At 66.6% G+C, this 25,492-nt stretch carries 30 protein-coding genes; 9 read left to right on the forward strand and 21 right to left on the reverse strand.

Going from position 1 to position 25,492, the window contains the following annotated elements; genetic code table 11:
- Positions 1-21: 21 nt before the first annotated feature.
- From FHY55_RS13130 to FHY55_RS13140, 3 genes are read right to left on the reverse strand one after another with little or no spacing between them, the layout of a single operon-like run.
- Positions 22-693, reverse strand: coding sequence for a 3-oxoacid CoA-transferase subunit B (locus FHY55_RS13130; RefSeq protein ID WP_140014627.1), 672 nt, complete (start codon positions 691-693; stop codon positions 22-24).
- Entirely contained in the window at positions 693-1,412 is a 720-nt protein-coding gene (locus FHY55_RS13135) for a 3-oxoacid CoA-transferase subunit A (protein ID WP_140014628.1), read from the reverse strand. Before FHY55_RS13135 ends, FHY55_RS13130 begins: the two co-directional genes overlap by 1 nt.
- A gap of 42 nt (positions 1,413-1,454) precedes the next feature.
- Positions 1,455-3,107 carry a thiamine pyrophosphate-dependent enzyme gene (locus FHY55_RS13140; RefSeq protein ID WP_140014629.1) on the reverse strand — a complete coding sequence of 551 codons (1,653 nt, stop codon included), beginning with the start codon at positions 3,105-3,107 and terminating at the stop codon, positions 1,455-1,457.
- 239 nt (positions 3,108-3,346) lie between these two features.
- Between FHY55_RS13140 and FHY55_RS20545 the strand changes: the two genes are divergently transcribed.
- The 4 genes from FHY55_RS20545 (at position 3,347) to FHY55_RS13155 (ending at position 4,993) form a co-directional block, all read left to right on the forward strand.
- The gene (locus FHY55_RS20545) at positions 3,347-3,502 is read left to right on the forward strand and encodes a hypothetical protein (RefSeq protein WP_168223005.1); all 156 of its coding nucleotides are present in this window, start codon (positions 3,347-3,349) and stop codon (positions 3,500-3,502) included.
- Positions 3,503-3,580: 78 nt separating this feature from the next.
- The gene (locus FHY55_RS13145) at positions 3,581-3,916 is read left to right on the forward strand and encodes a TfoX/Sxy family protein (protein ID WP_140014630.1); all 336 of its coding nucleotides are present in this window, start codon (positions 3,581-3,583) and stop codon (positions 3,914-3,916) included.
- A gap of 59 nt (positions 3,917-3,975) precedes the next feature.
- Positions 3,976-4,386 (forward strand): DUF4112 domain-containing protein, encoded by a 411-nt coding sequence (locus FHY55_RS13150; RefSeq protein ID WP_140014631.1) that lies wholly within the window; start codon positions 3,976-3,978, stop codon positions 4,384-4,386.
- An 85-nt stretch (positions 4,387-4,471) separates the two neighbouring features.
- A complete protein-coding gene (locus tag FHY55_RS13155) occupies positions 4,472-4,993 on the forward strand; it encodes a hypothetical protein (protein WP_140014632.1) in 522 nt (173 codons plus the stop codon).
- 81 nt (positions 4,994-5,074) lie between these two features.
- On the opposite strand, the gene ndk is transcribed toward FHY55_RS13155, so the two are convergent.
- Positions 5,075-5,497, reverse strand: coding sequence for a nucleoside-diphosphate kinase (gene ndk / locus FHY55_RS13160; RefSeq protein WP_140014633.1), 423 nt, complete (start codon positions 5,495-5,497; stop codon positions 5,075-5,077).
- A gap of 123 nt (positions 5,498-5,620) precedes the next feature.
- Between ndk and FHY55_RS13165 the strand changes: the two genes are divergently transcribed.
- Positions 5,621-6,316, forward strand: coding sequence for an SDR family oxidoreductase (locus FHY55_RS13165; protein ID WP_140014634.1), 696 nt, complete (start codon positions 5,621-5,623; stop codon positions 6,314-6,316).
- 74 nt (positions 6,317-6,390) lie between these two features.
- The gene (locus FHY55_RS13170; RefSeq protein ID WP_140014635.1) at positions 6,391-8,241 is read left to right on the forward strand and encodes an ABC-F family ATP-binding cassette domain-containing protein; all 1,851 of its coding nucleotides are present in this window, start codon (positions 6,391-6,393) and stop codon (positions 8,239-8,241) included.
- A gap of 122 nt (positions 8,242-8,363) precedes the next feature.
- Here FHY55_RS13170 and FHY55_RS13175 read toward each other — a convergent pair whose 3' ends face one another.
- Both FHY55_RS13175 and FHY55_RS20550 read right to left on the reverse strand, forming a co-directional pair.
- Positions 8,364-8,570, reverse strand: a complete 207-nt coding sequence (locus FHY55_RS13175; RefSeq protein ID WP_140014636.1) for a cold-shock protein — start codon at positions 8,568-8,570, stop codon at positions 8,364-8,366.
- A gap of 273 nt (positions 8,571-8,843) precedes the next feature.
- The gene (locus FHY55_RS20550) at positions 8,844-9,794 is read right to left on the reverse strand and encodes a hypothetical protein (RefSeq protein ID WP_168223006.1); all 951 of its coding nucleotides are present in this window, start codon (positions 9,792-9,794) and stop codon (positions 8,844-8,846) included.
- Between the two features lie 232 nt (positions 9,795-10,026).
- On the opposite strand from FHY55_RS20550, the gene infC reads away from it, so the two are divergent.
- From infC to FHY55_RS13195, 3 genes are all read left to right on the forward strand, one after another.
- Positions 10,027-10,572, forward strand: a complete 546-nt coding sequence (gene infC, locus FHY55_RS13185; protein WP_140014637.1) for a translation initiation factor IF-3 — start codon at positions 10,027-10,029, stop codon at positions 10,570-10,572.
- A 169-nt stretch (positions 10,573-10,741) separates the two neighbouring features.
- The gene (locus FHY55_RS13190; RefSeq protein WP_140014638.1) at positions 10,742-11,575 is read left to right on the forward strand and encodes a hypothetical protein; all 834 of its coding nucleotides are present in this window, start codon (positions 10,742-10,744) and stop codon (positions 11,573-11,575) included.
- On the forward strand, positions 11,572-11,994 hold the full coding sequence (locus FHY55_RS13195; protein ID WP_140014639.1) for a hypothetical protein: 423 nt from the start codon (positions 11,572-11,574) through the stop codon (positions 11,992-11,994). Before FHY55_RS13190 ends, FHY55_RS13195 begins: the two co-directional genes overlap by 4 nt.
- Positions 11,995-12,110: 116 nt before the next feature.
- Here the strand turns inward: FHY55_RS13195 and FHY55_RS13200 are convergent, their stop codons facing one another.
- The 15 genes from FHY55_RS13200 to FHY55_RS13270 form a co-directional block, all read right to left on the reverse strand.
- A complete protein-coding gene (locus tag FHY55_RS13200) occupies positions 12,111-13,115 on the reverse strand; it encodes a molybdopterin-binding protein (protein ID WP_140014640.1) in 1,005 nt (334 codons plus the stop codon).
- Positions 13,112-14,086 (reverse strand): XdhC family protein, encoded by a 975-nt coding sequence (locus tag FHY55_RS13205; RefSeq protein WP_140014641.1) that lies wholly within the window; start codon positions 14,084-14,086, stop codon positions 13,112-13,114. Before FHY55_RS13205 ends, FHY55_RS13200 begins: the two co-directional genes overlap by 4 nt.
- Positions 14,087-14,226: 140 nt before the next feature.
- Positions 14,227-15,009 (reverse strand): crotonase/enoyl-CoA hydratase family protein, encoded by a 783-nt coding sequence (locus tag FHY55_RS13210; protein ID WP_140014642.1) that lies wholly within the window; start codon positions 15,007-15,009, stop codon positions 14,227-14,229.
- Positions 15,002-15,520 (reverse strand): DUF6653 family protein, encoded by a 519-nt coding sequence (locus FHY55_RS13215; RefSeq protein ID WP_254695306.1) that lies wholly within the window; start codon positions 15,518-15,520, stop codon positions 15,002-15,004. The genes FHY55_RS13210 and FHY55_RS13215 overlap by 8 nt, the downstream gene beginning before the upstream one ends.
- On the reverse strand, positions 15,517-16,389 hold the full coding sequence (locus FHY55_RS13220) for a hydroxymethylglutaryl-CoA lyase (protein ID WP_140014643.1): 873 nt from the start codon (positions 16,387-16,389) through the stop codon (positions 15,517-15,519). Before FHY55_RS13220 ends, FHY55_RS13215 begins: the two co-directional genes overlap by 4 nt.
- Positions 16,383-17,033, reverse strand: coding sequence for a glutathione S-transferase family protein (locus tag FHY55_RS13225; RefSeq protein WP_140014644.1), 651 nt, complete (start codon positions 17,031-17,033; stop codon positions 16,383-16,385). The genes FHY55_RS13220 and FHY55_RS13225 overlap by 7 nt, the downstream gene beginning before the upstream one ends.
- Before the next feature lie 49 nt (positions 17,034-17,082).
- A complete protein-coding gene (locus FHY55_RS13230) occupies positions 17,083-19,011 on the reverse strand; it encodes a biotin carboxylase N-terminal domain-containing protein (protein WP_140014645.1) in 1,929 nt (642 codons plus the stop codon).
- The gene (locus FHY55_RS13235) at positions 19,004-19,483 is read right to left on the reverse strand and encodes a hypothetical protein (protein WP_140014646.1); all 480 of its coding nucleotides are present in this window, start codon (positions 19,481-19,483) and stop codon (positions 19,004-19,006) included. Before FHY55_RS13235 ends, FHY55_RS13230 begins: the two co-directional genes overlap by 8 nt.
- Positions 19,484-19,493: 10 nt before the next feature.
- Positions 19,494-21,098 carry a carboxyl transferase domain-containing protein gene (locus tag FHY55_RS13240; RefSeq protein ID WP_140014647.1) on the reverse strand — a complete coding sequence of 535 codons (1,605 nt, stop codon included), beginning with the start codon at positions 21,096-21,098 and terminating at the stop codon, positions 19,494-19,496.
- Positions 21,095-21,913 carry an EcsC family protein gene (locus FHY55_RS13245; RefSeq protein ID WP_168223007.1) on the reverse strand — a complete coding sequence of 273 codons (819 nt, stop codon included), beginning with the start codon at positions 21,911-21,913 and terminating at the stop codon, positions 21,095-21,097. The genes FHY55_RS13240 and FHY55_RS13245 overlap by 4 nt, the downstream gene beginning before the upstream one ends.
- A complete protein-coding gene (locus tag FHY55_RS13250; RefSeq protein WP_140014649.1) occupies positions 21,910-22,404 on the reverse strand; it encodes a lysozyme inhibitor LprI family protein in 495 nt (164 codons plus the stop codon). Before FHY55_RS13250 ends, FHY55_RS13245 begins: the two co-directional genes overlap by 4 nt.
- Complete coding sequence (locus tag FHY55_RS13255) at positions 22,401-22,694, reverse strand: hypothetical protein (RefSeq protein WP_140014650.1); 294 nt, start codon at positions 22,692-22,694, stop codon at positions 22,401-22,403. The genes FHY55_RS13250 and FHY55_RS13255 overlap by 4 nt, the downstream gene beginning before the upstream one ends.
- Positions 22,695-22,717: 23 nt before the next feature.
- A complete protein-coding gene (locus FHY55_RS13260) occupies positions 22,718-23,878 on the reverse strand; it encodes an isovaleryl-CoA dehydrogenase (RefSeq protein WP_140016107.1) in 1,161 nt (386 codons plus the stop codon).
- A gap of 163 nt (positions 23,879-24,041) precedes the next feature.
- Complete coding sequence (locus tag FHY55_RS13265) at positions 24,042-24,638, reverse strand: SH3 domain-containing protein (protein WP_140014651.1); 597 nt, start codon at positions 24,636-24,638, stop codon at positions 24,042-24,044.
- A gap of 151 nt (positions 24,639-24,789) precedes the next feature.
- Positions 24,790-25,431 carry an SH3 domain-containing protein gene (locus FHY55_RS13270; RefSeq protein WP_140014652.1) on the reverse strand — a complete coding sequence of 214 codons (642 nt, stop codon included), beginning with the start codon at positions 25,429-25,431 and terminating at the stop codon, positions 24,790-24,792.
- Between the last annotated feature and the right edge of the window lie 61 nt (positions 25,432-25,492).

Consider the following 25,492-nt stretch of genomic DNA (forward strand, 5'->3'; position numbering starts at 1 on the left):
ATGCGGCACGCGCCGTCGCGGTCACAGGCCTTCGGGCACCTTCAGGTCCGCAACCGTGCCCTGCACGTGCAGCTTTGCGCCGGTGACGGATTGCAGCGCTTCCATCGACAGGCCCGGCAGCTTTTCGCGGAGCACGAAGCGGCCCTCCACCACGTCCACCACCGCCAGCGAGGTATAAACCCGCCAGACGCAGCCGACCCCCGTCAACGGGTTGGCGCAGCGGTCTACGAGCTTGGGCGCGCCGTGCTTGGTCACATGCTCCGTCACCACGGCCACCCGCTTTGCCCCGCTCACCATATCCATCGCGCCGCCCACTGCTGGCACGCCGCGTGAGCCGATCCGCCAGTTGGCGAGGTCACCGGTTTCGGCCACCTCGTAGGCGCCCAGAACCGCAAGGTCGATATGCCCGCCGCGCACCATGGCGAAGCTGTCGGCGTGGTGGAAGAGGCTCGCCCCGGGGTTCAGCGTCACCGCCTTCTTGCCGGCGTTGATCACGTCCCAATCCTCTTCGCCCTCCTCCGGCGCGGGGCCCATCCCGAGGATGCCGTTCTCGCTGTGGTAGGTCACATGCCGCCCCTCGGGCTGAAACTGCGCCACCATCTCGGGAAAGCCGATGCCGAGGTTCACATAGGCGCCGTCTTCGATGTCTTGCGCCGCACGCCATGCAATGCCCGCGCTGCTGAGCTTCTCCATCAGATCGCCTCCCCGGCGCGCACCAGCGCCTCTTCCTGCGCGGGTTGCGGCACTTCCACCAGCCGGTCCACGAAGATGCCCGGCGTCACCACCTGCTCGGGGTCGATCCCGCCCGGCGCCACCAGCCGCGTGACCTGCGCAATGGTGCGCGCCGCAGCCATCGCCATGATGGGGGCAAAGTTTCGGGCCGCCAGCCGATAGGTCAGGTTGCCATGGGCATCTCCGAGTGCGCCCTTTACCAGCGCCACATCCGCCTTCAGCCAGCGCTCGCGCAGATACATCCGCCCGTCAAACTCTTCGCAAGGCTTGCCCTCGGCCAGTTCGGTGCCCACGCCCGTTGCGGTGTAAAACGCCGGAATCCCCGCGCCCCCGGCCCGGATCCGCTCGGCCAGCGTGCCCTGCGGCACCAGCTCCAGCGCCACCTCACCCGCCTCGTAGCGGCGCTGAAAGGCCTGCGGCTGGGAGGAACGCGGGAAGGAGCAGATCACCTTCGCCACCATCCCGGCCTCCAGCATCGCGGCAATGCCCACCGCGCCGGTGCCTGCGTTGTTATTGACCACGGTCAGATTCCTCGGCTGCCCGGTCTTGCGAAACCGGATCACCAGCGCATGCACCAACTCCACCGGAATGCCCGAGCCGCCGAACCCCGCAATCATCACCACATCGCCGTCGGCTATGTCAGCCACAGCGGCCTCAAGGCTGGCCACGCTCTTATCCATCCGCCGTCCTCCTCGCGGCCACCCTAGCCGCCGGAGCCGTGCTCAGAAATACCCCTTCTTGGGCGGCGCCCCATGCGGCGCGGGCATCAGCAGCGGCCATGGTGAGCCATCCGAGCCGCGGTCCTGCTTCACGCAGATCAGCGCCGGCTCATCCCGCTCGATCGCCGCTTTCACCGCCACCTCCAACGCCTCGGGCGTATCGGCCCGCTCGGCATGCAGGCCAAAGCTTCTGGCCATCGCCACGAAATCCGGGTTGCCCAGCTCCGCCCCAATCCGGCGCCCCTCAAACTGCGTGTCCTGATCGCGCAGTACATTGCCAAAGGCCCCGTTGTCGAAGACCACGACAACCACGCCAATGCCATGCTGCGCCGCCGTCGCCATCTCTTGCGCGCCAAACAAAAAGCCGCCGTCTCCGGTTACGCACACCACCGCCTTTTCGGGGTTGGCCACCTTCACCCCCAGCGCGGTGTTGTAGCCAAAGCCGAGGTTCTCCTGATAGGCGGAGGTCACATATGTCCGCGGCTCGTAGACGGGGAAGGCAAAGCGCGCCGTGAAACCCACCTGGCTGATCTCTTCCACGAAGAATCCATCGCGCGGCAGCGCCGCGCGGATCGCCTTCAAATGGCCCACCTGCGGCTGGATCTCTTCTATCTTCGCCTCAGCCGCCTCCCGCGCCGCGCCAATCGCATCGCCCCGGTCCGGCCCCTGCGCCACACGCGCCTCAAGCGCCGCGCAGGCCTCGGCAGCATCGCCGAGCACAAAGCAATCGGGCTTCAGCCGCACCGCCTCTGTCGGGTCGATATCGATGCGCAGCACCTTCAGCCCCTCGGGCCGCCACTGCCAGCGCATGAAGGGCAGCTCCAGTCGCGAGCCGATGCCGATTGCAAGGTCGCAATCACGGTAAAGATCGTACCCCGCCACCATGTTCACGGCGAGCGGATCATCCTCGGGGATCACCCCCTTGCCGCTGCGATGCGCCACCACCGGCGCGCCCAGCTTGCGGGCAAGGGCAAGCACCTCTGCACCGGCCTCCATCGCGCCGAAGCCGACAAAGATCATCGGGTTCTGCGCCTCGGCAATCATCTCGGCCGCCTGTGTAATCTGGCCCTCACTCAGGGGCGGCGCTAGCACCTCCTCGCGCTCGAAAGCGCCACGCACCGTGCCCTTGGCGGCCATCACATCCCACGGCGCTTCAATCGCCGCAGGCCCACCCCGGCCCCGCGCCATCTCGCCAAAGGCGCGGCCCAGCATCCGGCCTGTTTCGCTGGCATGCTCCACCCGGCCCGCCCAACGGGTGATGCTGCGCAGCGTGGCCAGCTGGTCGGGCAACTCGTGCAGCTGCCCACGGCCCTGCCCGATCAGGTGAGAAAAGATGTTGCCGGTCACGCACAGCACCGGCGTGCCCCCGGCGTAGGCGGTAGAGATCGCCGCGCCCGCATTCAGCACCCCCGGCCCCGGCACCACGGTGAACACCCCGGGCTTACCGGACGAGCGGGCATAACCATAGGCCATGTAACCCGCCCCCTGCTCATGGCGCGTATGAATAAATCGGATGCGCCCCGCCTCCCGCGCCAGCGCATCATTGAAGGCATACATATGCGCGCCGGGAATGCCAAAAACCACTTCGGTCCCCGCCTCGGCAAGCCCCGCCGCCAGCGCCTCGCCCGTGGTCTGTTCCACTTCATTGCCGCTCATCTGATCCTCCCCCGTTTATATACTTCACATGTTAATCATATTTTCGAGCACCCCGCAATATCCCCGAGGCCTTCCTGCCACACCCCTCACAATCGCGGCAAATCGAGGATTTGCGCCCCAATTTTGTCACATTTGCGGCACCCAATATCCAGACAGAGGAGGAAAACTCCCACATGAGAGGCAGGAACCATCACGGCGAAACGCTCGTTGGGGTGGTAACAGAGTAAAGGAACAAGGCAATGGCACCGAAGAAATCCGGCAAGCCGGAGACGAAAACCGAAGAGCGCAGCGCGGTCGATACCCGCCGGCGCGAAACCCCGCGCGACATCTGGGATATTAAGCCCGATGCCGACGTCGATGAACGGTTTATCATCACCGACTGGGCCAGCATCTGACCCGCTGACACGATCTGTCAGCAGGGGCGGTCTGCGCCCCTGTATCGCGCTTCTTGAAGGCGCTACTCTGCGGCCACCATGGCCGAAACACGCACCCCTATCTCTTCCATCCGCAATCTCGGCCCCGCCATGGAGGCCTCCTGCGCCCGCGCGGGCATCCACTCCGCCGAAGAACTGGCCGATCTGGGCGCGGATGAAACCTATCGCCGCCTCCTGCAAAACGGCGCACGTCCCCACTTCATCGCCTATTACGTGATCGAAATGGGCCTACAGGGCCGCCCGTGGAATGATTGCAAAGGCGTCGAGAAAGAACGCCTGCGCGCCCGGTTTGATGCCATCGTTGCCGAGGCACATGACCCGGGGCTCTCGGAACTGGAAAAAATGCTCGACAAGATAGGCGTTCGACCGCGCTGAGCGCGAAAAATAATGTGAACCCCCTTCACATCACGCGCCCGTGACCCCACATAAAGAGTATGACCCACCTCACCGGCCCCGCCGTAGACGCCGAAATCGCCGCGCTCCACCGTCTCGCCCGGCGGATGGACGCGCTGTTTCGCATCCCCGGAACCTCTGTCGATATCGGCCTCGATACCTTCCTCGGGCTCGTCCCCGTGGTCGGCGACGCGCTGGCCGCAGCGCCCGGCGTCTACATCATCGTCAAGGCCCATCGCCTCGGGGCCAGCCCCGGCGCGCTGGCCTACATGGCGCTCAACACAGCGCTCGACTGGTCCATCGGCTCGATCCCGGTCGTCGGCGATATCTTCGACGCCGCCTATAATGCCAACATCCGCAACGTCGCTCTGCTGGAAAAGAACCTCGCAAAGCAGGCCGCCCGCGCGCGCGATGTCACTAGCCCAACCCGCGCTATGCCCCCGTTGAGCTGACCAATGCACACGCCCTGTTTACTCAACGGAAGCTATCTCATAGGTTGAGTCCATTATTCACCACTCCAACTTTCAGGACCAAATCATGGGCACTCAATTCTCCCCGAGGTATGGGTTTCGGGCCGGTGGCGGCACCGATGAAATCATCCGAGAAACCTGCGGTGGCTGGAATGCCGGGCGGCTTGTCTATCCCGGCGTTTCCTCCTGCACCACCATCACCTTCCGCGACGGGGCCGGAAACCTCGCCGGCCTGCATCTGGCCATGTCCGACACACTCATAATGGCGGGTCGTCTGATCGAGCTGGTGCGCCCGCATCTCGCCGGAGGCGTCACCGCCGTGATCCACGTCGGCCGGATGAGCGACACGCTCGGCGGCTGGAACACGCAGCCCGGCTACGACTGGCCCGCGCAGGCCGTCACCGTTCGTGGCCTCGTAAACGCCCCGGCTGTGCCAACCTACTACGTCGACACGCCCCACGGCGGATACGACGTGCAGGTTGAGCCCGCTGTCGGGGCCGGGTTCGACGTGGCCCTCAAGCCCCAGTCCGGGCATCCGCCGGACTTTACCAACGGCTGGATGCCAGTGCCGGTCAACCTCTTGCCCTGACACCAAAAAACCAAACAAAAAAGGCCCCGCGCTATGTTCAGCGCGGGGCCTCTTTTTTTTCGGCCTATGCCCTTTGAAGGCTTAGCCCACCAGCTCAAGCCCGGAGAAGAAATAGGCAATCTCTTCCGCCGCGGTCTCGGGCGCATCCGAGCCGTGCACGGAGTTTTCGCCGACCGACTCGGCAAATTCGGCGCGGATGGTGCCGGGGGCTGCATCGGCGGGGTTGGTCGCGCCCATCACTTCGCGGTTCTTCAGAATGGCGCCTTCGCCTTCCAGCACCTGCACAACCACCGGCTCGGAAGCCATGAACTCGCAAAGCTCACCGTAGAACGGGCGCTCCTTGTGCACTTCGTAAAACTTGCCAGCCTGCTCCATCGAGAGCTTGATCCGCTTCTGGGCAACGATCCGCAGACCGGCCTCTTCAAACTTGGCATTGATCTTGCCGGTCAGGTTCCGGCGGGTGGCATCGGGTTTGATGATAGAAAGGGTGCGTTCGGTGGCCATGGGGCGTCTCCTTGCTGGCCGGGCGGGCATGCCCGGTCGATAAATCGCGGCTGCGGTAACATGGAGGCCCCGCTTTTGAAAGCCTCCTTTTGAAAGCTCCGAACTGCGCGCTATCTCCGGCGCATGAACACCGCCCCCCTGCTGATCTTCGGCGCGGGCGCCATCGGCACCGCCATGGCCCAAGCCGCCTTCGCCCGCCCCGATGCACCGCCCGTCCATGTCGTCACCCGCGGCATGGCGCCAGAGGGCTGCACGCCCCACCAGATCGACCCCGGCGACGAGGCCGCCCTCGCCACACTCGCCCAGACCCTCCCCGAAATCTCCGGCCTTCTCATCACCACGGGCACCCTGCACACCGCAGGCTATGCCCCCGAGAAGAGCCTCAAAGCGCTCGATCCCGCCGCAATGGCCGAGATCTACCGCATCAACACGATCCTCCCCGCCACAATCCTCAAGCACTTCCTCCCCCGCCTGCCCCGCAAGGCCCCCGCCTTCGCCGCCGCCCTCTCCGCCCGCGTCGGCTCGATCTCCGACAACGCGCTTGGCGGCTGGGTCAGCTACCGCGCCTCCAAGGCAGCCCTGAACCAGGTGATCCGCACCTTCTCTGTCGAACTGGCCCGCACCCACCCCAAAGCCCGCCTCCTCGGCCTGCACCCGGGCACCGTCGCCACCCCGCTCTCCGCGCCCTACCGCGCCAACGCCCCCCGCGTCTTCACCGCCGCCGAAAGCGCCGCCCACCTCTGGCGCGTGGTCGAAACCACAACACCCGAGGACTCCGGCAAGCTCTTCGCCTGGGATGGGCAGGAGATCGCCCCGTAGGGTGGGCAATCTGCCCACCACCCCGACCGCATCCCCTATTTCCCCCGGCCTCCAAGCCTGCTACCTCGCCCCCCATGCTGCGCATCTCCGATATATCCTTCGCCATGGAGGGCCGCCCGCTCTTCGAGCACGCCTCCGCCGCAATCCCCGAAGGCCACAAGGTTGGCCTCGTCGGGCGCAACGGCACGGGCAAAACCACGCTGTTCCGGCTGATCCGGGGCGAGTTGGCGCTTGAGGGCGGCGACATCTCCCTGCCCAGCCGCGCCCGCATCGGCGGCGTGGCGCAGGAGGCCCCCGCCACTGACGACTCGCTCATCACCACCGTGCTCGCCGCCGATCTTGAGCGCGCCGCGCTGATGGAAGAGGCCGAAACCGCGACCGACCCCCACCGCATCGCCGAGGTGCAAACCCGACTGGCCGATATCGACGCCTGGTCCGCCGAGGCCCGCGCCGCCTCGATCCTCTCCGGCCTCGGCTTTTCCCACGCCGACCAGCAACGCCCCTGCGCCGATTTCTCCGGCGGCTGGCGCATGCGCGTGGCCCTCGCCGCCGTGCTTTTCTCCCAGCCCGACCTGCTGCTGCTCGACGAGCCGACCAACTACCTCGACCTCGAAGGCGCGCTCTGGCTCGAAGCCTACCTTGCGAAATACCCGCACACCGTCATCGTCATCAGCCACGACAGGGGCCTGCTCAACCGCGCCGTTGGAGGCATCCTCCACCTCGAAGACCGCAAGCTGACCTTCTACCAAGGCAACTACGACAGCTTCGCCGAAACCCGCGCGGCGCGCCTCGCCGTAGCCGATGCCGAGAACCGCAAGCAGGAGGCCCGCCGCGCGCATTTGCAAAGCTTCGTCGACCGCTTCCGCGCCAAGGCCTCCAAGGCGGTGCAGGCCCAGTCGCGCATCAAGATGCTGGCCCGCTTGAAGCCCATCAGCACCCCGCAGGAAGCCGCGCTGAAGGCCTTCTCCTTCCCCGAGCCCGAGGAGCTGTCTCCGCCCATCATCAACATGGAAGGCGCCGCCGTAGGCTATGATGGCACCCCGGTGCTGCAACGCCTCTCCCTGCGCATCGACCAAGATGACCGGATCGCCCTTCTCGGCCGCAACGGGCAGGGAAAGTCCACGCTTTCCAAGCTCTTGGCAGGCAAACTTGAAGCACTGTCCGGGCGGATGATCTCGGCCCGCAAGCTGCGCATCGGCTACTTCGCTCAGCACCAGCTTGATGAGCTGCGCCCCGAAGAAACCCCGCTGGAGCACCTGCGCCGGATGAAGCCCGATGAACTCCCGGGCAAGCACCGCGCCCGCCTCGCCGGGTTTGGCGTGATGGCCGCGCAGGCCGAAACCCCGGTGGGCAAGCTCTCGGGCGGGCAGAAGGCGCGTCTGTCGCTCCTCGTGGCCACGCTGGAGGCCCCCCACATCCTCATCCTCGACGAGCCCACCAACCACCTCGACATGGAAAGCCGCGAGGCATTGGTGGAGGCACTGACCGCCTATACCGGCGCAGTGGTTCTGGTGAGCCACGACATGCACCTGCTCTCCCACGTGGCCGACCGGCTCTGGCTGGTGGATGGCGGCACGGTCAAACCCTTCGAGCAAGATCTGGAGGCTTATCGCCGCCTGCTGCTCGCCGCGCCGGAAAAGCCCGCCAAAGACAAGCCCAAGGCGCAAAAACGCACCAGTCAGGCCGATATTCAGGCGCTGAAATCTGAGTTGAAGAAGGCCGAGGCCCGCGTCACCAAGCTCGAAGACATGCGCGACAAGCTCGCCTCCAAGCTCGCGGACACCGAGCTTTACGACGAGTCCCGCAAGAACGAGCTGGCCACCTGGAACGCGAAATACGCCGAGGTGATGCAAGCGCTGGAGCGGGCCGAGGCCATCTGGCTTTCCGTCTCCGAAAAGCTGGAAACGGCCCAAACCCCCGCCTGACTCACCGCCTGAAGGTCTCGCGGCAACGCCTTGGCAGATAGTCCAAAACCCGCCCGACAACGGAGCAGGTCAAATGAAAAAGGGCGCCCGAAGGCGCCCTTTTCCTAATCCGGTCAGACCGTTCAGGCGAGCTGAAGGTTCGAAGCGGATTCGCGGCCGTCACGGCCGGATTCGATGTCGAAGGTGACTTTCTGATCGTCGGCAAGCGACGTCAGGCCAGCACGCTCAACAGCGGAAATGTGGACGAAAACGTCCTTGCCGCCGGATTCGGGTGCAATGAAGCCAAAGCCTTTAGTGGTGTTGAACCATTTCACGGTGCCATTAGCCATCGTGAGATCTCCTTTAGTTTTCAACCTGTTCGCGGAAGTGCAACAGCGTGGCGCGGTCGGCCGGTATCGAAATCGCTGTAGTCCGGTAGGGAAAGCAGGGGGATCGACGTAGGTAACGTAGCCCGGCCCTTCTGACAGAGTGCAGCGCCCCTGTATATAGCCAAATTCGATCGCCGCAGGTTGAGCAGGCGTCTTATCGCGCACCCAGTCAACGAAAAAGGCCCGCACCAATCGGCGCGGGCCCTGATGTGTGTGCCGAAGCGTCGATCAGCCTCAGAGGCCGAGCGCCTCTTTCACCTTGCCCAGTGCGCCCGCAAGGGCTTCCGGGTTGTCCTTGGCCGCTTCCACGGCCTTGACCAGCGCGGTTTTCTGGAAGTCACCAAGATCGGAGCCTTCGATCATCTCGGTCACCTTTTCGAGGTCAAAGCCCTCTGCAGTGAGCGCGGTGAGGTCCATCGCCTCGCCAGCAGCCTCTTCGGTGGCCTCATCAGCGGTCTCTGCCATCTCCTCGGTGGCAGCTTCCGCACCTTCAGCACTGGCGCTGGCAGCGGCCTCTTCGGTGGCTTCCACCGCTTCGGCAGCTTCGTCCATGGCCTCGGAGGCCGCTTCCATCGACTCGGAGGCCGCTTCCATTGCTTCGCCCGCAGCTTCGGTGGCGCCTTCGTCGGCAGCCTCAACCGCATCGGCGGCCTGCTCCATCGCGGCATCGGCGGAGTCGCCCGCAGCTTCCACGGCGGTGGCGGTGTCTTCGACCATCTCTTCAGCGGTCTCAGCACTCGCGTCGGCAGCGGCGTCGGCCATGCCCTCAGCCGCGTCCATCGCCTCACCGGCAGCTTCTTCGGCGGCCTCGGTCACAGCCTCAGAGGCCTCAACCGTCTCTTCCACAACGGTTTCGACAGCCTCTTCCACCGCGTTGCCCGCCTCTTCTGCGGCCTCTTCAGTGGCCTCGGCAGCCTCTTCAGCCGGCTCCTCGGTGGCCTCGGCGGCCTCCTCGGTCTCTTCGGCCATCTCTTCCGTGGCCTCCGCAGCCTCTTCGGTGCTCTCCTCGGTGGCTTCAGCAGCCTCCTCGGTCATCTCTTCGCCCGCAGCTTCGGCTTCGGTCTCGGCAGACGCAGCCGCTTCGGTGGTTTCGGGGGCGGCTTCCTCATCGGAGCTCGTGGCGTAGATGTATCCGCCAATGGCCAGAGCGGCTACAACAACGCCGCCGATCATCTTGTTGTCCATAACAATTTTCCTTGTCCCGCAATCGCCTCGCAAGAGGCCCGCCCTACCTTAATCCACCTGACCGGGGAATGGAATGCGCGATTGCGGCACTGCGGCAAAGCCAGCGCTGCTCCGCCGCATCGGCCCGGCCCGGCGTCTTATCCCACCGCCACCTCGCAATCCGCTTGAACCGCGGTGGCCGCGGGTCTATTTTGCCGCCCATTCGACCCAAGGCTGAAACAGGAGACATCCCATAGCTCGCAGACCCCACAACGCCCCTCCGGTGCGTGATACAGGCCCCCGCGTGAACGAGCGCATCACGGCCAGTGAAATCCGGCTCATTGGACACGAAGGACAGAACGTGGGCGTTGTTTCGCCCCAGCGCGCGATGGAACTCGCCGAACAGGTCGGTCTGGACCTCGTCGAGATTTCCCCCAACGCCACCCCGCCCGTCTGCAAGATCATGGATTTCGGCAAATTCAAGTACGAAACCCAGAAGAAAGAGGCCGAGGCGCGCAAGAATCAGAAGGTCATCGAGGTGAAGGAGGTGAAGTTTCGCCCCAACACCGATACCCACGATTATGACGTGAAGATGCGCAACGTTTTCAAGTTTCTCGGCAATGGCGACAAGGTGAAGGTCACCCTGCGCTTCCGTGGCCGCGAAATGGCGCACCAGGATGTGGGCCGCAGCCTGCTTCAGCGGGTGGCCGAAGACGTGAAGGACATTGGCAAAGTCGAGTCGATGCCCAAGATGGAAGGCCGCCAGATGGTCATGATGATCAACCCGCTGCCAAAATAAGCCCGGCTCCACCGGACCATCAGCAAGATGACGACAGGGCGGCGCAGGCCGCCCTTTTTCATGCCCGGCTCACCCATTTCTCACACCGCGCCCACCGGCCAGTCGCTATTCTGGGTCCATTCAGCCGCTCACAGGCGGCGCTGCCCATTTCAGCACGAAAGCCGGTTTCATGGCGCTCACAGTTGCATTGATCAAGGCAAGGCTGGCCAGCGCCAGCTTCATGGAGAGCGATGACGAGGCCCGCAGCCTTGTCACCTCCGCCTCCACCGCCGACCTTGCCGGGCTAGAGGCCGAGGGCGCCCTGCGGCTCTACAACGCCCTCGCCGGGGGCTATCGCTCCGCCGAAGATCAGCATGCAATCACCCTCCTGCTCACCTTCACCCCCTTCTCGCCCCCGGTCAGCCCGCCCGACGAGGCCGTGGCAGCCGTGCGCGCCGCGGTGCCCACCAGCCAGGCCAACCAGACCCACCTGAAAGGCGACATGGTCACCCGCCTCTACGCCGCCGAGAAGTCGCGCCTCAGCCTGCTGGAACGCGCCGGGATTGATGGCGAAACCATCGGGCGCGGCCAGCTTGGCGGCACTGCCTTTGCCGATGTCACCAAGGAATTCGCCGCCGCCTGGGTGGCCTGGGTCGAGAAGGTGGCAGTCGGCAAGCGGCTCAAAAAGGGCCTTGTAACCCTCGGCGCAAAGTTCGATCCCAATTGTCACACGGTGAAGCCGCGCGATACCTATGGCTGGGTCATCAATGACAAGGACTTGGAAGATTTCGTGGTCTCCGCCTATCTCGCCCTCTGCATCAAACGCAGCGAAAAGCCGGGCCGCACCGCGCTGGATGCCGTGCGCTTCGGCGTTGCCCGCTACCACGGTGCCCTGCCCAGCATGATCAAGGCGCAGGCTGGCATGTCCAACCCCGACAAGCTGCTCTGGACGAAGGTCGCCGCCGCCCTGCCCGCGCTCGGCAAGGCAGATGTGGTGACCTATGTGGGCGAAGTCGTCAAATGACCCTCCGCCGCACTGCTCTTCTGGCGGTTCTGCTCGCGGCGGCCACCCTCGGCTGGTTTGCCGCTGATCTGAGGCGCCTGCTCGCAGGCCCGCAAACCCTGCTCTACCTGCGCTGCACGATGCCCGAAGCCGCGCCCAACGTCGTTGTCGACCCAGCCCCCGCAACGCTCGCCGTCAGTTGGCAGGGGGGCAGCGTGTCTGCCAGCCTCTGGGAGCATTGCGGCAACCGCCCGCTGCCGCTGGCGGGCTACCCCACCGAAGCGCCGGTGCCCACCACCGTCACGCTCCGCAGCGGAGGCCGTGATGCGCAACTGGTGCTGGAGCCTTTCAGCCATATTCAGGCCGATGGCACCGGGCGTGCGGCCATGGTCCACGTCGATTTCACCGATCCGCTCCGTCTGGAGCATGACAGCCTCTAACCATCGCGCCAGAAGCAGCCGCTCTTCGGGGGCTTCGCCCGCTCATCGCAGCTGCGAAGAGGGCCACAAGGCCCAATGAGCCGCCCCGAGACGCCGCGCCGCGCAAGCCGCGCGCCCTACCCCCGCCGCTCGCGCGGTTGCGGCCGGATCGGAATTTCCTTCAGCAACCCACCCACGCCCATCGCGGCAAACTCATCCGGCCCCGGGATCATTCCGCAAGCCACCCGCTCCAACACCCAATCCGCACCATTCAGCGCGGGCGAACGGGCGCAGCCGGGCAGGCCGATCACCGGCATGTCACCCAGCGCGCCCAGAAACAGCAGATTGCCCGGGTCCACCGGCATGCCAAAGCGGTCAACCCGGCCCCCGGCCCGGCGCAGCGCCTCGGGGGCCACGTCATGGGCATCCGAGGTGGCCGAGCCGGTGAGGATCAACGCCAGATCGGCTTTGGTGCCTTGCAACGCATCGGCCACCGCGCCCGGCGCATGGGGCACCACCTCAACCGCCGTCACCGCAATCCCCAGCGCGTCCAGCCGCCCAACCACCGCAGCGCGGCCCTTTTCCGTCACGCTGGGCTTTTGCCCCGGCACCTCGGTCAGCACCACCGCCGCGCGGGCCAGCACCACGGGTGCCACCCGCATCGCCCCCCCCGCCACCTCCAGCGCCGCCTCCAGCGCCGCGCCCGGCACCGCATAGGGGATCACCTTCACCGTGCCCGTGAGCAGACCCTTGGTCACCCGGGTGAAGGGCGCGAGCGTGGCCAGCGTCAGCCCCGGGTCCACCGCGTTGATCGCCCGAACCTTCGCCGAATCCACCAGCAGCACGCCGGGGCCCGTGGCCTTGAAGTTCACCCTTCCTGTGTGCGGCACCGTCACCGTCAGCCCCGCCGCGCCCGGCTCGGGCACCGCCGCGCGGGCCAGCGCCTGCGCCGCCGCGTCCTCGGCCACATCACCCGGCTCCAGCCGCGCCACCACAACCTCCGAAAGCCCCGCGTCCGCAAGCGCCGCCACGGCCTCGGCGTCCAGCACCGCGCCCTTCTTCAACACCCGCCCCCCCGCGCGCTGCGAATGCGCCAGCACCGCACCCTCCGCCTCGCGCAGCGGCACCGGGCCAAACCTCATTTGCGCCCCCTGAGCACCTCGGTCACCTGCGCCAGCACAGCCACCGCAATCTCCGCCGGGCTCTTGGCGCCAATGTTCAGCCCCACCGGCGCATGGATGCGGGCGAGATCGGCCTCGCTGGCGCCCGCCGCGCTCAGTCGCTCCACCCGCTTGGCATGGGTTCGTGTGGAGCCAAGGCAACCGAGGTAAAAGCAGTCCGAGGCCAGCGCCGCCGCAATCGCCGGATCGTCGATCTTCGGGTCATGGGTCAGCGTCACCACCGCCGTGCGCGCATCCAGCCCCCAGCCTTCCAGCGCCTCATCGGGCCAATCATGGCTGATCGTGGTGCCGGGAAAGCGCTCTGGCGTGGCAAAGGCCTCGCGCGGATCCACAAGGTACGGGTCATAGCCCGCCATCTGCGCCATCGGCACGAGGAACTGCGCAATATGCACCGCACCCACCACCGCCATCCTGAGCGGCGGGTTGTGAATGCTGACAAAGGTCTTGCCATCCTCCTCAAACCCCGAGCGGTCGGCGCGGAACCGCTCGGCAAAACCCTCCGGCCCCACCACCCGGCTGCCCCAGCTTTCGGTATCCACCACATAGGCCACCGGCTGGCGGGCCATGATTGCGCCCACCACCTCGGCCAGCGCCGCCTCGCTCATGCCAGCACCGATCGGCTGCACCAAGATCCGGATCGTCCCGCCGCAGGCCAGCCCAACGCCGAAGGCCTCGTCATCGCTCACCCCATAGGTCAGCAACCGGCTCTCGCCGCGCTCCAGCGCCTCGAAAGCCTCGGCCACCACCGCGCCCTCCACGCAGCCGCCCGAAACCGAGCCCTCAAGCGCTCCGCCCCCCGAAATCGCCAGATGCGAGCCAACGGGCCGGGGGGCCGAACCCCATGTCTCTACCACGGTCGCCAGCACCGCGCCCTCGCCCGCGCGATGCCAGTCCAGTGCAACAGCAGGAATATTGTCGGAAATCTCAGCCATCTTAAGGCCCTCCTCGCGGGCAGAACCTAGCACGCACACCGCAAATGTCTCGCCCACCTTGGTCGCATTCCGCTGCAGGCACACCCGCCAGCCCCGCAAGCGCGCAGCATGGCCAATGCCGGGCCGATGCCGGCCCTAGCTCAGCCCATCCAGCTTGCCTTGCGCTTGTCGAAAAACGCCGTGATCCCCTCCTGCGCCTCCGCGCTTTCCCAGCGAGTCACCAAGGCCTCCACACTGGTCTCCACCGCCTCGAACGAGGGCGCAGCGCCCAGACGCAGCGCCAGCGCCTTGGCCTCCGCCACCGCTCCGGGGGCACAGTCCAGATAGGGCGCAACATGCCGCTCCACCGCCGCGTCCAGCTCGCCCTCTGCCACCACTTCGGCCACAACGCCCAAAATGGCCGCCTCTTGCGCACCGAAGATCCGCGCACTCATGAACACCCGCCGCGCCATCGCCTCGCCCATCCGCGCCAGCACATAGGGCCCGATGGTCGCCGGAATCAGCCCAAGGCGGGTTTCGGTAAAGCCAAACTTCGCCCCCTCTACCGCAATCGCCACATCGCAGACGCAGGCCATGCCGACGCCACCGCCAAAGGCATTGCCGTGGATGCGCCCGATCACCGGCTTGGGGCAGGCATTCACCGCGCCCAGCATCTCCGCCAGCCGCCACGCCTCCGAGGCCCTCGTCTCGCCATCCGCCGCCATCTGCTCCTGCATCCAGCCAAGGTCACCGCCCGCGCAAAAGCTCTTACCCTCGCCAGCCAGCACCACCACGCGCACGGCCTCATCGGCCCCCAGCCGCTGGATTCCGGCATGCACCTCGTCGATCAGATCCGCCGAGAGCGCATTGTGCTTCTCCGCCCGTGCCAGCCAAAACGTGGCCACGCCCCGCGCGTCGGTGTCGATCCTGACCAGGTCACCCATGATCGCCTCCCATTCCCGGCACCCGCCGCCCGGCCCGGCGCCAGTCGTCGTGCAGCCAGGCCATCCGGTCAACGAACCAGACCTTGGGCAGCGCCGTCAACACCACCCCGAAGACCACCCAGTCCGCCCACAGCGTCCAGAGCCCCCAGGCCAGCACCAGCGCGCCCGGCAGGGACAACGCCCCCAGCACCAGGCCCGCCCTGCGGTGCTCCGCCGGGATCTCGCCGCGATGCTCCAGGAACACCCGCTCGCCCAGCACGCCCCGGCTCATCCAGGCGTCGAAACGCCTCGGCTCGGGGAACACCCTCGGATTGACCCAGATCCAGCCAAGGGCAAGGCCCACCGGCACCAGCGCGCCCCATCCCAGCCAGACCCGGCTCCAGATCGCCAGCGCGAGCAGCGGGAGCGTGGTGAGCATCCGGCTCCAGCCGGACCACGGGTTGGCATGGCGCCGCCAGACGGCATCGTCCATCGCCATCAGCCGCTCGGCGCCGCGAAACAGATCGCTCACGTCACACCGCCCCGCGCCCCGCCGGCCCGCATCGCCCGCGCCATCGCGGCCGCCTCCTCGAGCACGCCCATATCCAACCCCGTCTCATAGCCCAATGCCGCCAGCCGGGCCGCCACCGCCTCGGTCGCCACATTGCCCGCCGCGCCGGGCGCATAGGGGCAACCGCCCAAGCCGCCGACGGCGGCATCAAACACCCGCAGGCCCCGCGCCAATGCCACCTCGATATTCTCCAACGCCCGCCCGCCTGTGTCATGAAAATGCCCGGCCAGCCGCTCCGCCGGCACCTCACCCAACACCGCGGCCAGCATCGCATCCACCCGCTCGGGCGCGCCGCGCCCCAATGTCTCGCCCAGGCTCACCTCGGCGCAGCCCATCTCCGCCAGCGCCCCGGCCACCCGGGCCACCGCCTCTGGCGCAACCAGCCCCTCAAACGGGCAATCCGTCACCACCGAAACATAGCCCCGCACCGGCACCCCATCGCCCTTCGCGGCCTGCAACACCGGGGCGAAGCGCTCCAGGCTTTCGTCGACCGAGCAATTCAGGTTGGCGCGGCTAAAGCCCTCGGTGGCCGCAGCAAACACCGCCACCCCATCGCAGTGCGCCGCGCGCGCGGCCTCATAGCCCTTCATGTTTGGTGTCAGCGCCCAGTAGCCCACGCCCTCTGCCCGGGCGATCCCCGCCATCACCTCGGCGGAAGAGGCCATCTGCGGCACCCATTTGGGCGAAACGAAACTCGCCGCCTCGATCCGCGCAAACCCCGCCCGGCTCAGGCAATCCACCAGCGCCACCTTCTCTGGCAGGCCGATCACGCCCGGCTCGTTCTGCAAGCCATCCCTCGGGCCAACCTCGAAGATCTCCACCTTCACCACGGCGCATAAAACTCCTGTTTATAAAGCAAATCCGCCCCCTCCGGCGGCGAAGACGCCTGAAAGGCCGGGCGTTCCTCCATCCGCGCCCACCACGCGCTGAGCGCCGGAAACGCATCCAGCCGGGCAAAGCGCCGGCCCATGTAAACCGCCTGCCCCACCGCCACATCAGCGGCCGAAAATCCGCTGTCCAGCAGATAGGCCCGCCCCTGCAGCCGCGCCTCCAGCGCCTCGAAACACTTGCCAAGCCGCGCCGCCTCCAGCTTCATCACCACCGGGCTGCGCATATCGTCATCGTAAAGCATGATGTGCTGCTGCGTCAGCGCGGCGAGGTGCTGGCTGATGGTCTCGGCAAAATGCAGCCAGATCAACCAATCCGCCCGCTCCGCCTGCCCCGGCCCGCGCCCCAGCCCGGCCTCGGCAAAGCGCTCGCAGAGCAACTCGATGATCGCGCCGGATTCCCACCAGACCTCGCCCTCAATCTCCAGCGCCGGCACCCGCCCCGCCGGGTTGAGCGCAAGGTAATCTTCCGAGCGCAAGGTCTTGTCAAAGGGATGAACAACAAGCTCAAACTCCACCCCCAGCTCATGCAGCAGCCAAAGCACCCGCATCGAGCGTGTCTCGTGGCAGTGATGCAGCCGGATCATGCGGCCCATCCCCCGCGAAGACGCCTCGAAGGGCGGATGAGCGGCGCGCTCATGCCTCTGCCTCGATCCGCACAATCAGCGCCCCGGCCTCAAGCTGGTCTCCCGCCGCCACCGCAAGCTCGGCCACCACGCCATCATGGGGCGCGCGCATCACATGCTCCATCTTCATCGCCTCCATCACCGCCAGCCGGTCCCCCGCCTGTACCGTCTCGCCTGCCCGCACATGCAGGCTGCGCACCACGCCGGGCATCGGCGCGAGGATCGCCCCTTCGCCCGCCGCCTCAGCGCCCACCTCCAGCGGGTCGGGCAGCGCAAACACCATCGGCTCCGCGCCAAACACCTGCACCTCGCCGCCTATCACCTCGGCCCGCGCCTTCAGGCTGCGCCCGTCGATGCGCCATCCCTCCGGCCCGCGCTCGGCCCGCATCTCGGCCCCGCCGATCTCCACGCCATAGGCCCCGCCGCCCAGCGCCGAGATCCGGCCCTCCACCGGCTCCGCACCGCGCAGCAGCGTCACCGGCCAGCTCAACGGCGCCCAAAGCGCAAACCCCTCGCCCGGCCCGCCCTCATTGAGCCCAAGTGCCGCCAGCGCGGCCAGCGCCAAAAGCTCCGGCTCTGTGCAGGGCGCGGTCAGCGCCTCAAGGTCACGGGCAATCAGCCCCGTCTCCACATCCCCGGCGCGAAAGCCCGCGTGGTCAATCAGCCGCCCGAGAAAGCCAAGGTTGGTAACAACCCCGGCCACCTCCGTCGCCGCCAGCCCCTCGGCCAGCGCCGCGCGGGCCTCGGCACGGGTGGCACCATGGCAGGTGAGCTTGGCAATCATCGGGTCATAATGCGGGCTGATCACATCGCCCTCGCGCACCCCCGTATCCACCCGCCCGGGGCCAAAGCGCAGCCGCTCCAGCCGCCCCGTGGCGGGCAAGAAGCCCGCGGGCACATCCTCGGCATAAAGCCGCGCCTCCATCGCATGGCCACGGATCGTCAGATCCTCCTGCGCGCAGGGCAAGGGCTCGCCCGCCGCCACCCTCAGCTGCCATTCCACCAGATCGACCCCGGTGATCTCTTCGCTCACCGGATGCTCCACCTGCAACCGCGTGTTCATCTCCATGAACCAAAAGCCATCGGGCCTGAGCCCGCCTGAACCGTCGACGATAAACTCAACCGTCCCTGCGCCCTTGTAGCCAATCGCCTTCGCCGCCCGCACCGCCGCGCCGCCCATCGCCGCGCGCACCTCCTGGGTCATCCCCGGCGCGGGCGCCTCCTCAATCACCTTCTGGTGCCGCCGTTGCAGCGAGCAATCCCGCTCAAACAGATGAACAGCCCGCTGCCCGTCGCCAAACACCTGCACCTCGATATGGCGCGGATGCTCGATGAACTTCTCGATCAGCACATCGCCATTGCCAAAGGCCCCCAGCGCCTCCACCCGGGCCGATTCCAGCGCGTCCTCAAACGCCTCCGCCCGTTCCACCAGCCGCATGCCGCGCCCGCCACCGCCTGCCACGGCCTTGATCAGCACCGGATAGCCGATCAGCGCCGCCTCGGCCTCCAGCCGCCCCGGATCCTGCTCCGCGCCATGATAACCCGGCACCACCGGCACACCCGCGGCCTCCATCCGCGCCTTCGCGGCATCCTTCAGCCCCATCGCGCGGATCGCCTCTGCGCCCGGCCCGATAAAGGTGATCCCGGCCCCCTCCAGCGCCGCGACGAAATCGGGGTTCTCGCTCAGAAAGCCATAGCCCGGATGGACCGCCTGCGCGCCCGTCTGCTGCGCCGCAGCCACCACCTTGCCAATGTCGAGATAGCTCAAACCGCTCGCCGCAGGCCCGATGCAAACAGCCTCATCCGCCATGGCCACATGACGGGCATCAGCATCAGCCTCTGAGTAGACGGCCACCACCTTCACCCCCAGCCTGCGGCAGGTGTCGATCACCCTGCAGGCAATCTCGCCCCTGTTGGCGATCAGGATCTTGTCAAACATCCGCATCCTCCTCCCCGGCTTCGCTCAGGAACCGGTGGCGATAGATGAAATTCGGCCTCGCGCCGGTGAGCAGATAAAACCCCACCACCACAGCCGCCACGGCCTCTGCCAAGGCCCAAAGCTGGCCGCCCCACGCGCCCTTCATGCCGGTGGCAAAATCAACAAGGATCATCCCGCAAGCCGTCACCCCGAGCCATCCGCCGGGCGGTAGCCGAAAGAAGATCGCGGCGGCCGCCAGCAGCAGCACGATCACCTCCAGCGGCATCCAGAACCCGCCAAAAACGAAGGTCCACAGCACCAGCCGCCATGCGGCCATTCCCATGAAGAACAGCGTCGCCGCGTAGAGCGGCAGGTTTAGCCGCCCCTGCGGATGCGCCTCCACCATCGCCCGGCTCACATGCACCCAGCGCTGCCCGCTCACCGGGTCGCGGCGGCCTGTTACAAAGCGGCCTTCCTCTGGCATTCCCTTCATCTCGCACCCCTCACATCCGGAAGACGCCAAAGCGCGTCTCCTCAATGGGCGCGTTCAACGCCGCCCGCAGGCTGAGCGCAAGCACATCGCGGCTCTTCCTCGGGTCGATGATCCCGTCATCCCAAAGCCGCGCAGAGGCATAAAGCGGGTCCGACTGTTCCTCGAACTGGTCAAGCACCGGCTGCTTGAAGGCCGCCTCCTCCTCCTCGCTCCAGCTTCCGCCGCCCCGCTCGATGGCATCGCGCTTTACCGTGGCCAGCACCCCCGCCGCCTGCGCCCCGCCCATCACCGAGATCCGGCTGGTCGGCCATGTCCAAAGAAACCGGGGGCTATAGGCCCGCCCCGCCATGCCATAGTTGCCCGCCCCAAATGAGCCGCCAACCAGCAGGGTGATCTTGGGCACGCTCGTCGTGGCCACCGCTGTCACCATCTTGGCCCCGTGCCGCGCGATCCCCTCGTTTTCATATTTCTTGCCCACCATGAAGCCGGTGATGTTCTGCAAAAAAACCAAAGGGATACGCCGCTGGGAGCACAGCTCAACAAAATGCGCCCCCTTCACCGCGCTCTCGCTGAAGAGCACACCGTTGTTGGCAATAATCCCGCAGGCCATGCCCTCCACATGGGCAAAGCCGCACACCAGTGTTTCGCCAAAGCGCGGCTTGAATTCGTCAAACCGCGAGCCGTCCACCACCCGCGCGATCACCTCGCGAATGTCCCACGGCTGGCGCGGGTCGGCAGGCACCACGCCCAAAATCTCCTCCGGGTCATAGAGCGGCGCCTCCCCCGTAGGGTGGGCAATCTGCCCACCACCCGAGCCGCCCAGAGAGCCAACCGCCTCCCGCGCCAGCGCCAGCGCATGGGCGTCATCCTCCGCCAACATATCCGCCACGCCGCTCAGCCGCGTGTGCACATCCCCGCCGCCCAGCTCCTCGGCGCTTACAACCTCCCCCGTCGCCGCCTTCACCAAAGGCGGCCCGGCCAGAAAGATCGTGCCCTGCTCCCGCACGATGATGCTTACATCGCTCATCGCAGGCACATAGGCCCCGCCCGCCGTGCAACTGCCCATCACCACCGCAATCTGCGCGATCCCCTTCGCGCTCATCTGCGCCTGGTTGTAAAAGATCCGGCCAAAGTGGTCGCGATCCGGAAACACCTCATCCTGGTTCGGCAGGTTCGCCCCGCCGCTGTCGACGAGGTAGACGCACGGCAGGCGGCATTGCTCGGCAATTTCCTGCGCCCGCAGGTGCTTCTTCACCGACATCGGATAATAGGTGCCGCCCTTCACCGTGGCGTCATTGGCCAGCACCATCACCTCGCGGCCCTTCACCCGGCCCACCCCGGCGATCATCCCCGCCGCAGGGGCCGCGCCGTCATACATGCCGTGGGCCGCCGTCGCGCCCACCTCCAGAAGGGGCGAGCCCGGGTCGAGCAGCCCGGCCACCCGGTCACGCGGCAGCATCTTGCCCCGGCTCTTATGGCGCGCGCGCGACTTTTCTCCGCCGCCCAGCGCCGCCGCCTCCGCCGCCGCGCGAGCGCGGGCCAGCGCCGCCTCCGAGGCCGCGCGGTTGGCGGCATACTCCTCGGATTTCACCGATATCTTCGACTGCAACTTCATGCCTTCTCCCCGGCCTCCGCTTCCGGCGCAGGCAACAGCCGCCGGTGCATCAGCCACCGCAGCCTAAAACCATAACGCGCCGCTCGCGCCACATCCGTCTGAAAACTCGCGTTCACGCCCGCGCCAATCGCCGCGCCTGCCAGCGGCACCACCTGCGCCGCCTTGCGCTTGAGCAGATCGGTGCCAAGGCCCCGCGCCACCCGGTCGATCACCTTGTCGACCACCCAATCGGCGCCCTTCTCCAGCACATAGCGCACCTCGGGAGCCTGCAACTCCTTGGCCAACTGGTTCACCTTGCCAAGGCTCTCCTTGCGCCCCTCCAGCCCGCGCACCGTGGCCAGCTCCAGCACCATCAGCCGAAACACGAGCTCCTCCTCGCCCTCCCCCTCAAAGCCATAGGCCTGCCCGGTCGCCCGCACGGTGCGCGCGGCAAGGCTGATGGTGGCCGGAATGTCCAACGTCATCCCCAGCCCGCCAAACCAGCCCGCCGCCCCGCCAGAAGCCGCACCAGAACCCGCCGCCCAGCCCTGAACCCGCAGCGCAGTGGCATCGCAGGCGGCCAGATCATCGGTGTGATGGCTGGCCGCAGGCAAGGTCAGCCCCGCGCCCCTGTCAGCAAGCGCCAAAGCGCGGCGCAACACGCCAGACGGCACAACACGGCGCAACAAGCCCCCCAGCGGTGCAGTCGCCTTCTCGGCCCCGCGCCCCATACGGCTGTAGCGCTTTTTCTCGTATTTCTCCTGCTCCGCCAGTGCAGCAGTCAAGGCCGCCTCAAACCGGCGGTCACGGTCTGGAAGATCGCCCTTCTCGCTCACATGCCCTCCGCTTGCACCTGAAGCCACAGCGCCTGCCGCCCGGTCTCCTGCATCAGGCAGCTCAGCATCGCCGGCCCCTGCCCCGTGCCGCCGCTCCACTGCGACCGGACAAACTCGCATTTGGCATCCCGAAAGGTGATCCACGCGCGCTGCATCCCCCGCAGCGTCTCCTCCGCCGAGAGCAACCCGTTCTCCGCCGTCGCCATATCCACGTCAAACGCCTTCGCCCGCGCCATGGCCTCCTTGTAATGCTGGTTCAACCGCGCATCCCAATACTGCCACTCGGCATCAAGGCAGCCGTTCATCCCCACGGTCGAGCCGCCGCCCTCGGTGTTCTCCATGCAGGCGTTCGCCGCCCAGCCGATGCACTGCTCACGCTCGGAAAGCTCGGCCCGCTGCTCCTCGCACTCCTCCGCGATCATCGGATCGAAAGACAGTTCCTGCGCCGCCGCCGGGCCAGCCATCACCAGCAAAATCGCCATCCACCTCATTTCGCCGCCTCCTTGCGTGCCCCGATCAAGGCCTCTCCCGCCGCCCGCGCCTTGCAGGCCGGGTCCGGGAACCCGCCCGAGCAGGCCGCCTCGGCCCGCGCCATCATCGCCTCGGCAAGATGCGCCATGCAGGCCTCGTAACTGCCCGCCTGGCCGCAGTCTTCCAACGCAGCCTCCACGCAAGCCCGGTCATCGCCGCCCGCCTCAAGGCAGGCGTCCAGCCGCGCAACAATCGCGTCATAGGTTCCAGGCTGCTTGGTCATCATCTGCGCCTCCAATCCCGTGGCCATCAGCAAGAGCGCAAGCACCGCCCTCATACCGAGCCCATCATCTCACGCCCCACCAGCATCCGCCGGATCTCGCTGGTGCCAGCGCCGATCTCCATCAGCTTGGCATCGCGAAACAGCCGCGCCACCGGCGCATCGGCCATGAAACCTGCGCCGCCCATCGCCTGCACCGCCTGATGCGCCTGCACCATCGCCTGCTCGGAGGCATAGAGGCAGCAGGCCGCCGCATCGGCGCGCGTCACCTCGCCCCGGTCGCAGGCCTTGGCCACCTCGTAAACGTAGGCGCGCGATGAGTTCAGCGCCACATACATGTCGGCAATCTTGCCCTGCATCAGCTGGAACGAGCCAATCGGCTTCCCGAACTGCTTTCGCTCCGCAAGATAGGGCATAACCTCGTCCAGACAGGCAGCAATGATCCCCGGCCCGATCGCTGCCAGCACCACACGCTCATAATCGAGGCCGGACATCAGCACGCGCACGCCCCCGCCCTCCTCGCCGAGGACATTCTCAAACGGCACTTCCACATCCTCAAACACCAGCTCGGCGGTGTTGGAGCCGCGCATCCCGAGCTTGTCGAAATGCTTGGAGGTGGAGAACCCCACCATCGACTTCTCGATCAGAAAGGCCGTAATCCCCTTGCTGCCGGCTTCCGGGTCGGTCTTGGCATAAACCACCAGCGTATCGGCATCCGGCCCGTTGGTGATCCAGTATTTCGTGCCGTTCAGGCGGTAGTGATCGTTCCGCTTCTCGGCCCGCAGCTTCATGCTCACCACGTCGCTGCCCGCCCCCGCCTCGCTCATCGCCAGCGCGCCAACATGCTCACCGCTCACCAGCCCCGGCAGATACTTCGCCTTCTGCTCCGGCGAGCCGTTCAGCCGGATCTGGTTCACGCAGAGGTTGGAATGGGCCCCATAGCTGAGAGAGATCGAAGCCGAAGCGCGGGCAATCTCCTCAACCGCCACCGCATGAGCGAGATAGCCCATCCCAGCCCCGCCAAACTCCTCCGGCACCGTGACGCCGAGCAAGCCCAGCTCACCCAGCTCCTGCCAAAGCGCGGCGGGGAATTCGTTACTGGCATCCACCTCCGCAGCGATCGGCCTGATCCGCTCCTGCGCGAAGCGGTGCACCATGTCGCGCAGCGCCTCAACCTCCTCGCCAAGGTCAAACTTCAACTGCCCTGCAAACATCGCCCGCTCCTCCCATTTATTGAACAAGCGTTCAAATAGTAGAAGAGCCAGCGGGCCGGGTCAACGATTCCCCTGCACGAAACGCAGAGAGAGCGGCCGGGGCAACGGCCGCTCTCTCGCTTGACCACTGACAGGGACAGGCCAGCGGGTTCGGATCAATGGTTTACCGGTTGATATACACGGTCGTCTTGGTGCCCGGCTCCAGCACGCGGGTCTCGCCGTCAATCGTCAGGTAGGTCAGCCCGCCCTCGGGCACATTGTGCACGCTGACGCCAGCCTCGCTGTTGCCCAGCGCCACGGTCTCGCCATCGGCAGCCGTGTCAGGGCCAGCGCGCTCTGTCATGTAAACGGCAACCGCCTCGTCAGGGATCTCGATCAGCGGTGCCACATTGCTTGGCGCATCCACCAGCGTGCCGTTCACCACAGCCGCATCAAGCTCGGCAGGGGTGGTGTCTTCATCCGGGCGCACGGTGATGGTCGAGGCCGCAACCGGAACCATCGCCTCGGGGCTGCCGCTGAGGTAGCGGCTGTGCACCCATGCGGTGCCATCGGCAGATTGAATCCGGCACCACGGCGCAGCTTCAAGGCAGGCTTCCACCTCGGCGGTCTCATTGGCCCCCAAGGTGCCAACCACGGCGTATTCGATGCCGGGGCCGGAGCGCAGGTTCAGATCGGTGGTGGCAGTCGCCTCGGCTGCAATGGCAGGGGCAACAGCGGTCAGGCTCAGCGCGGCAACCGCGCCGGTCAGAAGGGGTTTCATGATCGTGTCCTCGTATTTCGTTCGTGGGGGCGAAGGGCGGCTTGGCGGCCCCCGCTGCTTGGTGAGACAACACCGCGCAGGGGCAATCGGTTCCCAACCAAAAAGGGCGGCCCGCACCGGGGCCGCCCAATCTTGCTCTCCTCCACCGCGCTTAGCGGTAAACGTAAACGATCGTCCGGTCTTCCTTCACCAGCACATCCTGCCCGTTCACGTTGAGGTAGGAATAGTCGCTCTCCGGAACCGGATAAATCTCCACGTCCTCGGGAACGCCCGCACCCAGCACCACCTCGCCATCGAGATAGACCGGCTCAACCGGGTTTTCGGTCACATAGGTCACGGTTTTGGTCTCCGGCTCGGGCACGGCATCGCTGCCCGCATTGGCGCCAAGCACCACGCCTGCCGCAATGGCCGCAGGGCCGCCGATCAGCGAACCGGCAATCGCGCCACCTGTTACAGCACCGGCTGCGGCGCCGGCCCCCTCGTTGCCGCCTTCCTTCATGTAGGTCACGGTGCGGGTCGTGGTCACTTTCGTGGCCTCGGTGGCCGAGCCGCTCAGATAGTGCCGGTGCGCCCAGCCGGTCTGGCCGTCATAGGTCACTTCGCACCACGCACCGCCGTCAAGGCAACCTTCCACTTCGGCCTGGTCGAGGCCAGCGATCACACCAATCACCTCAAACTCCGGGCCGGGGCCCGAACGCAGGTTGAGGTCGGTCGTTGCGGTCGCCTGTGCGGCAAGCATCGGGGTGGCGGCCACGCAGAGGGCGGCAGCACTCAGGGTGAGTTTCTTGAACATCGTATGTCTCCGTTCATCGTCTCAAATCCGCCGGGTCTTCCACGATCAGACATCGCCGCCC

Origin of the sequence: Oceanicola sp. D3 (assembly GCF_006351965.1) — a bacterium.
Taxonomy (GTDB): Bacteria; Pseudomonadota; Alphaproteobacteria; order Rhodobacterales; family Rhodobacteraceae; genus Vannielia.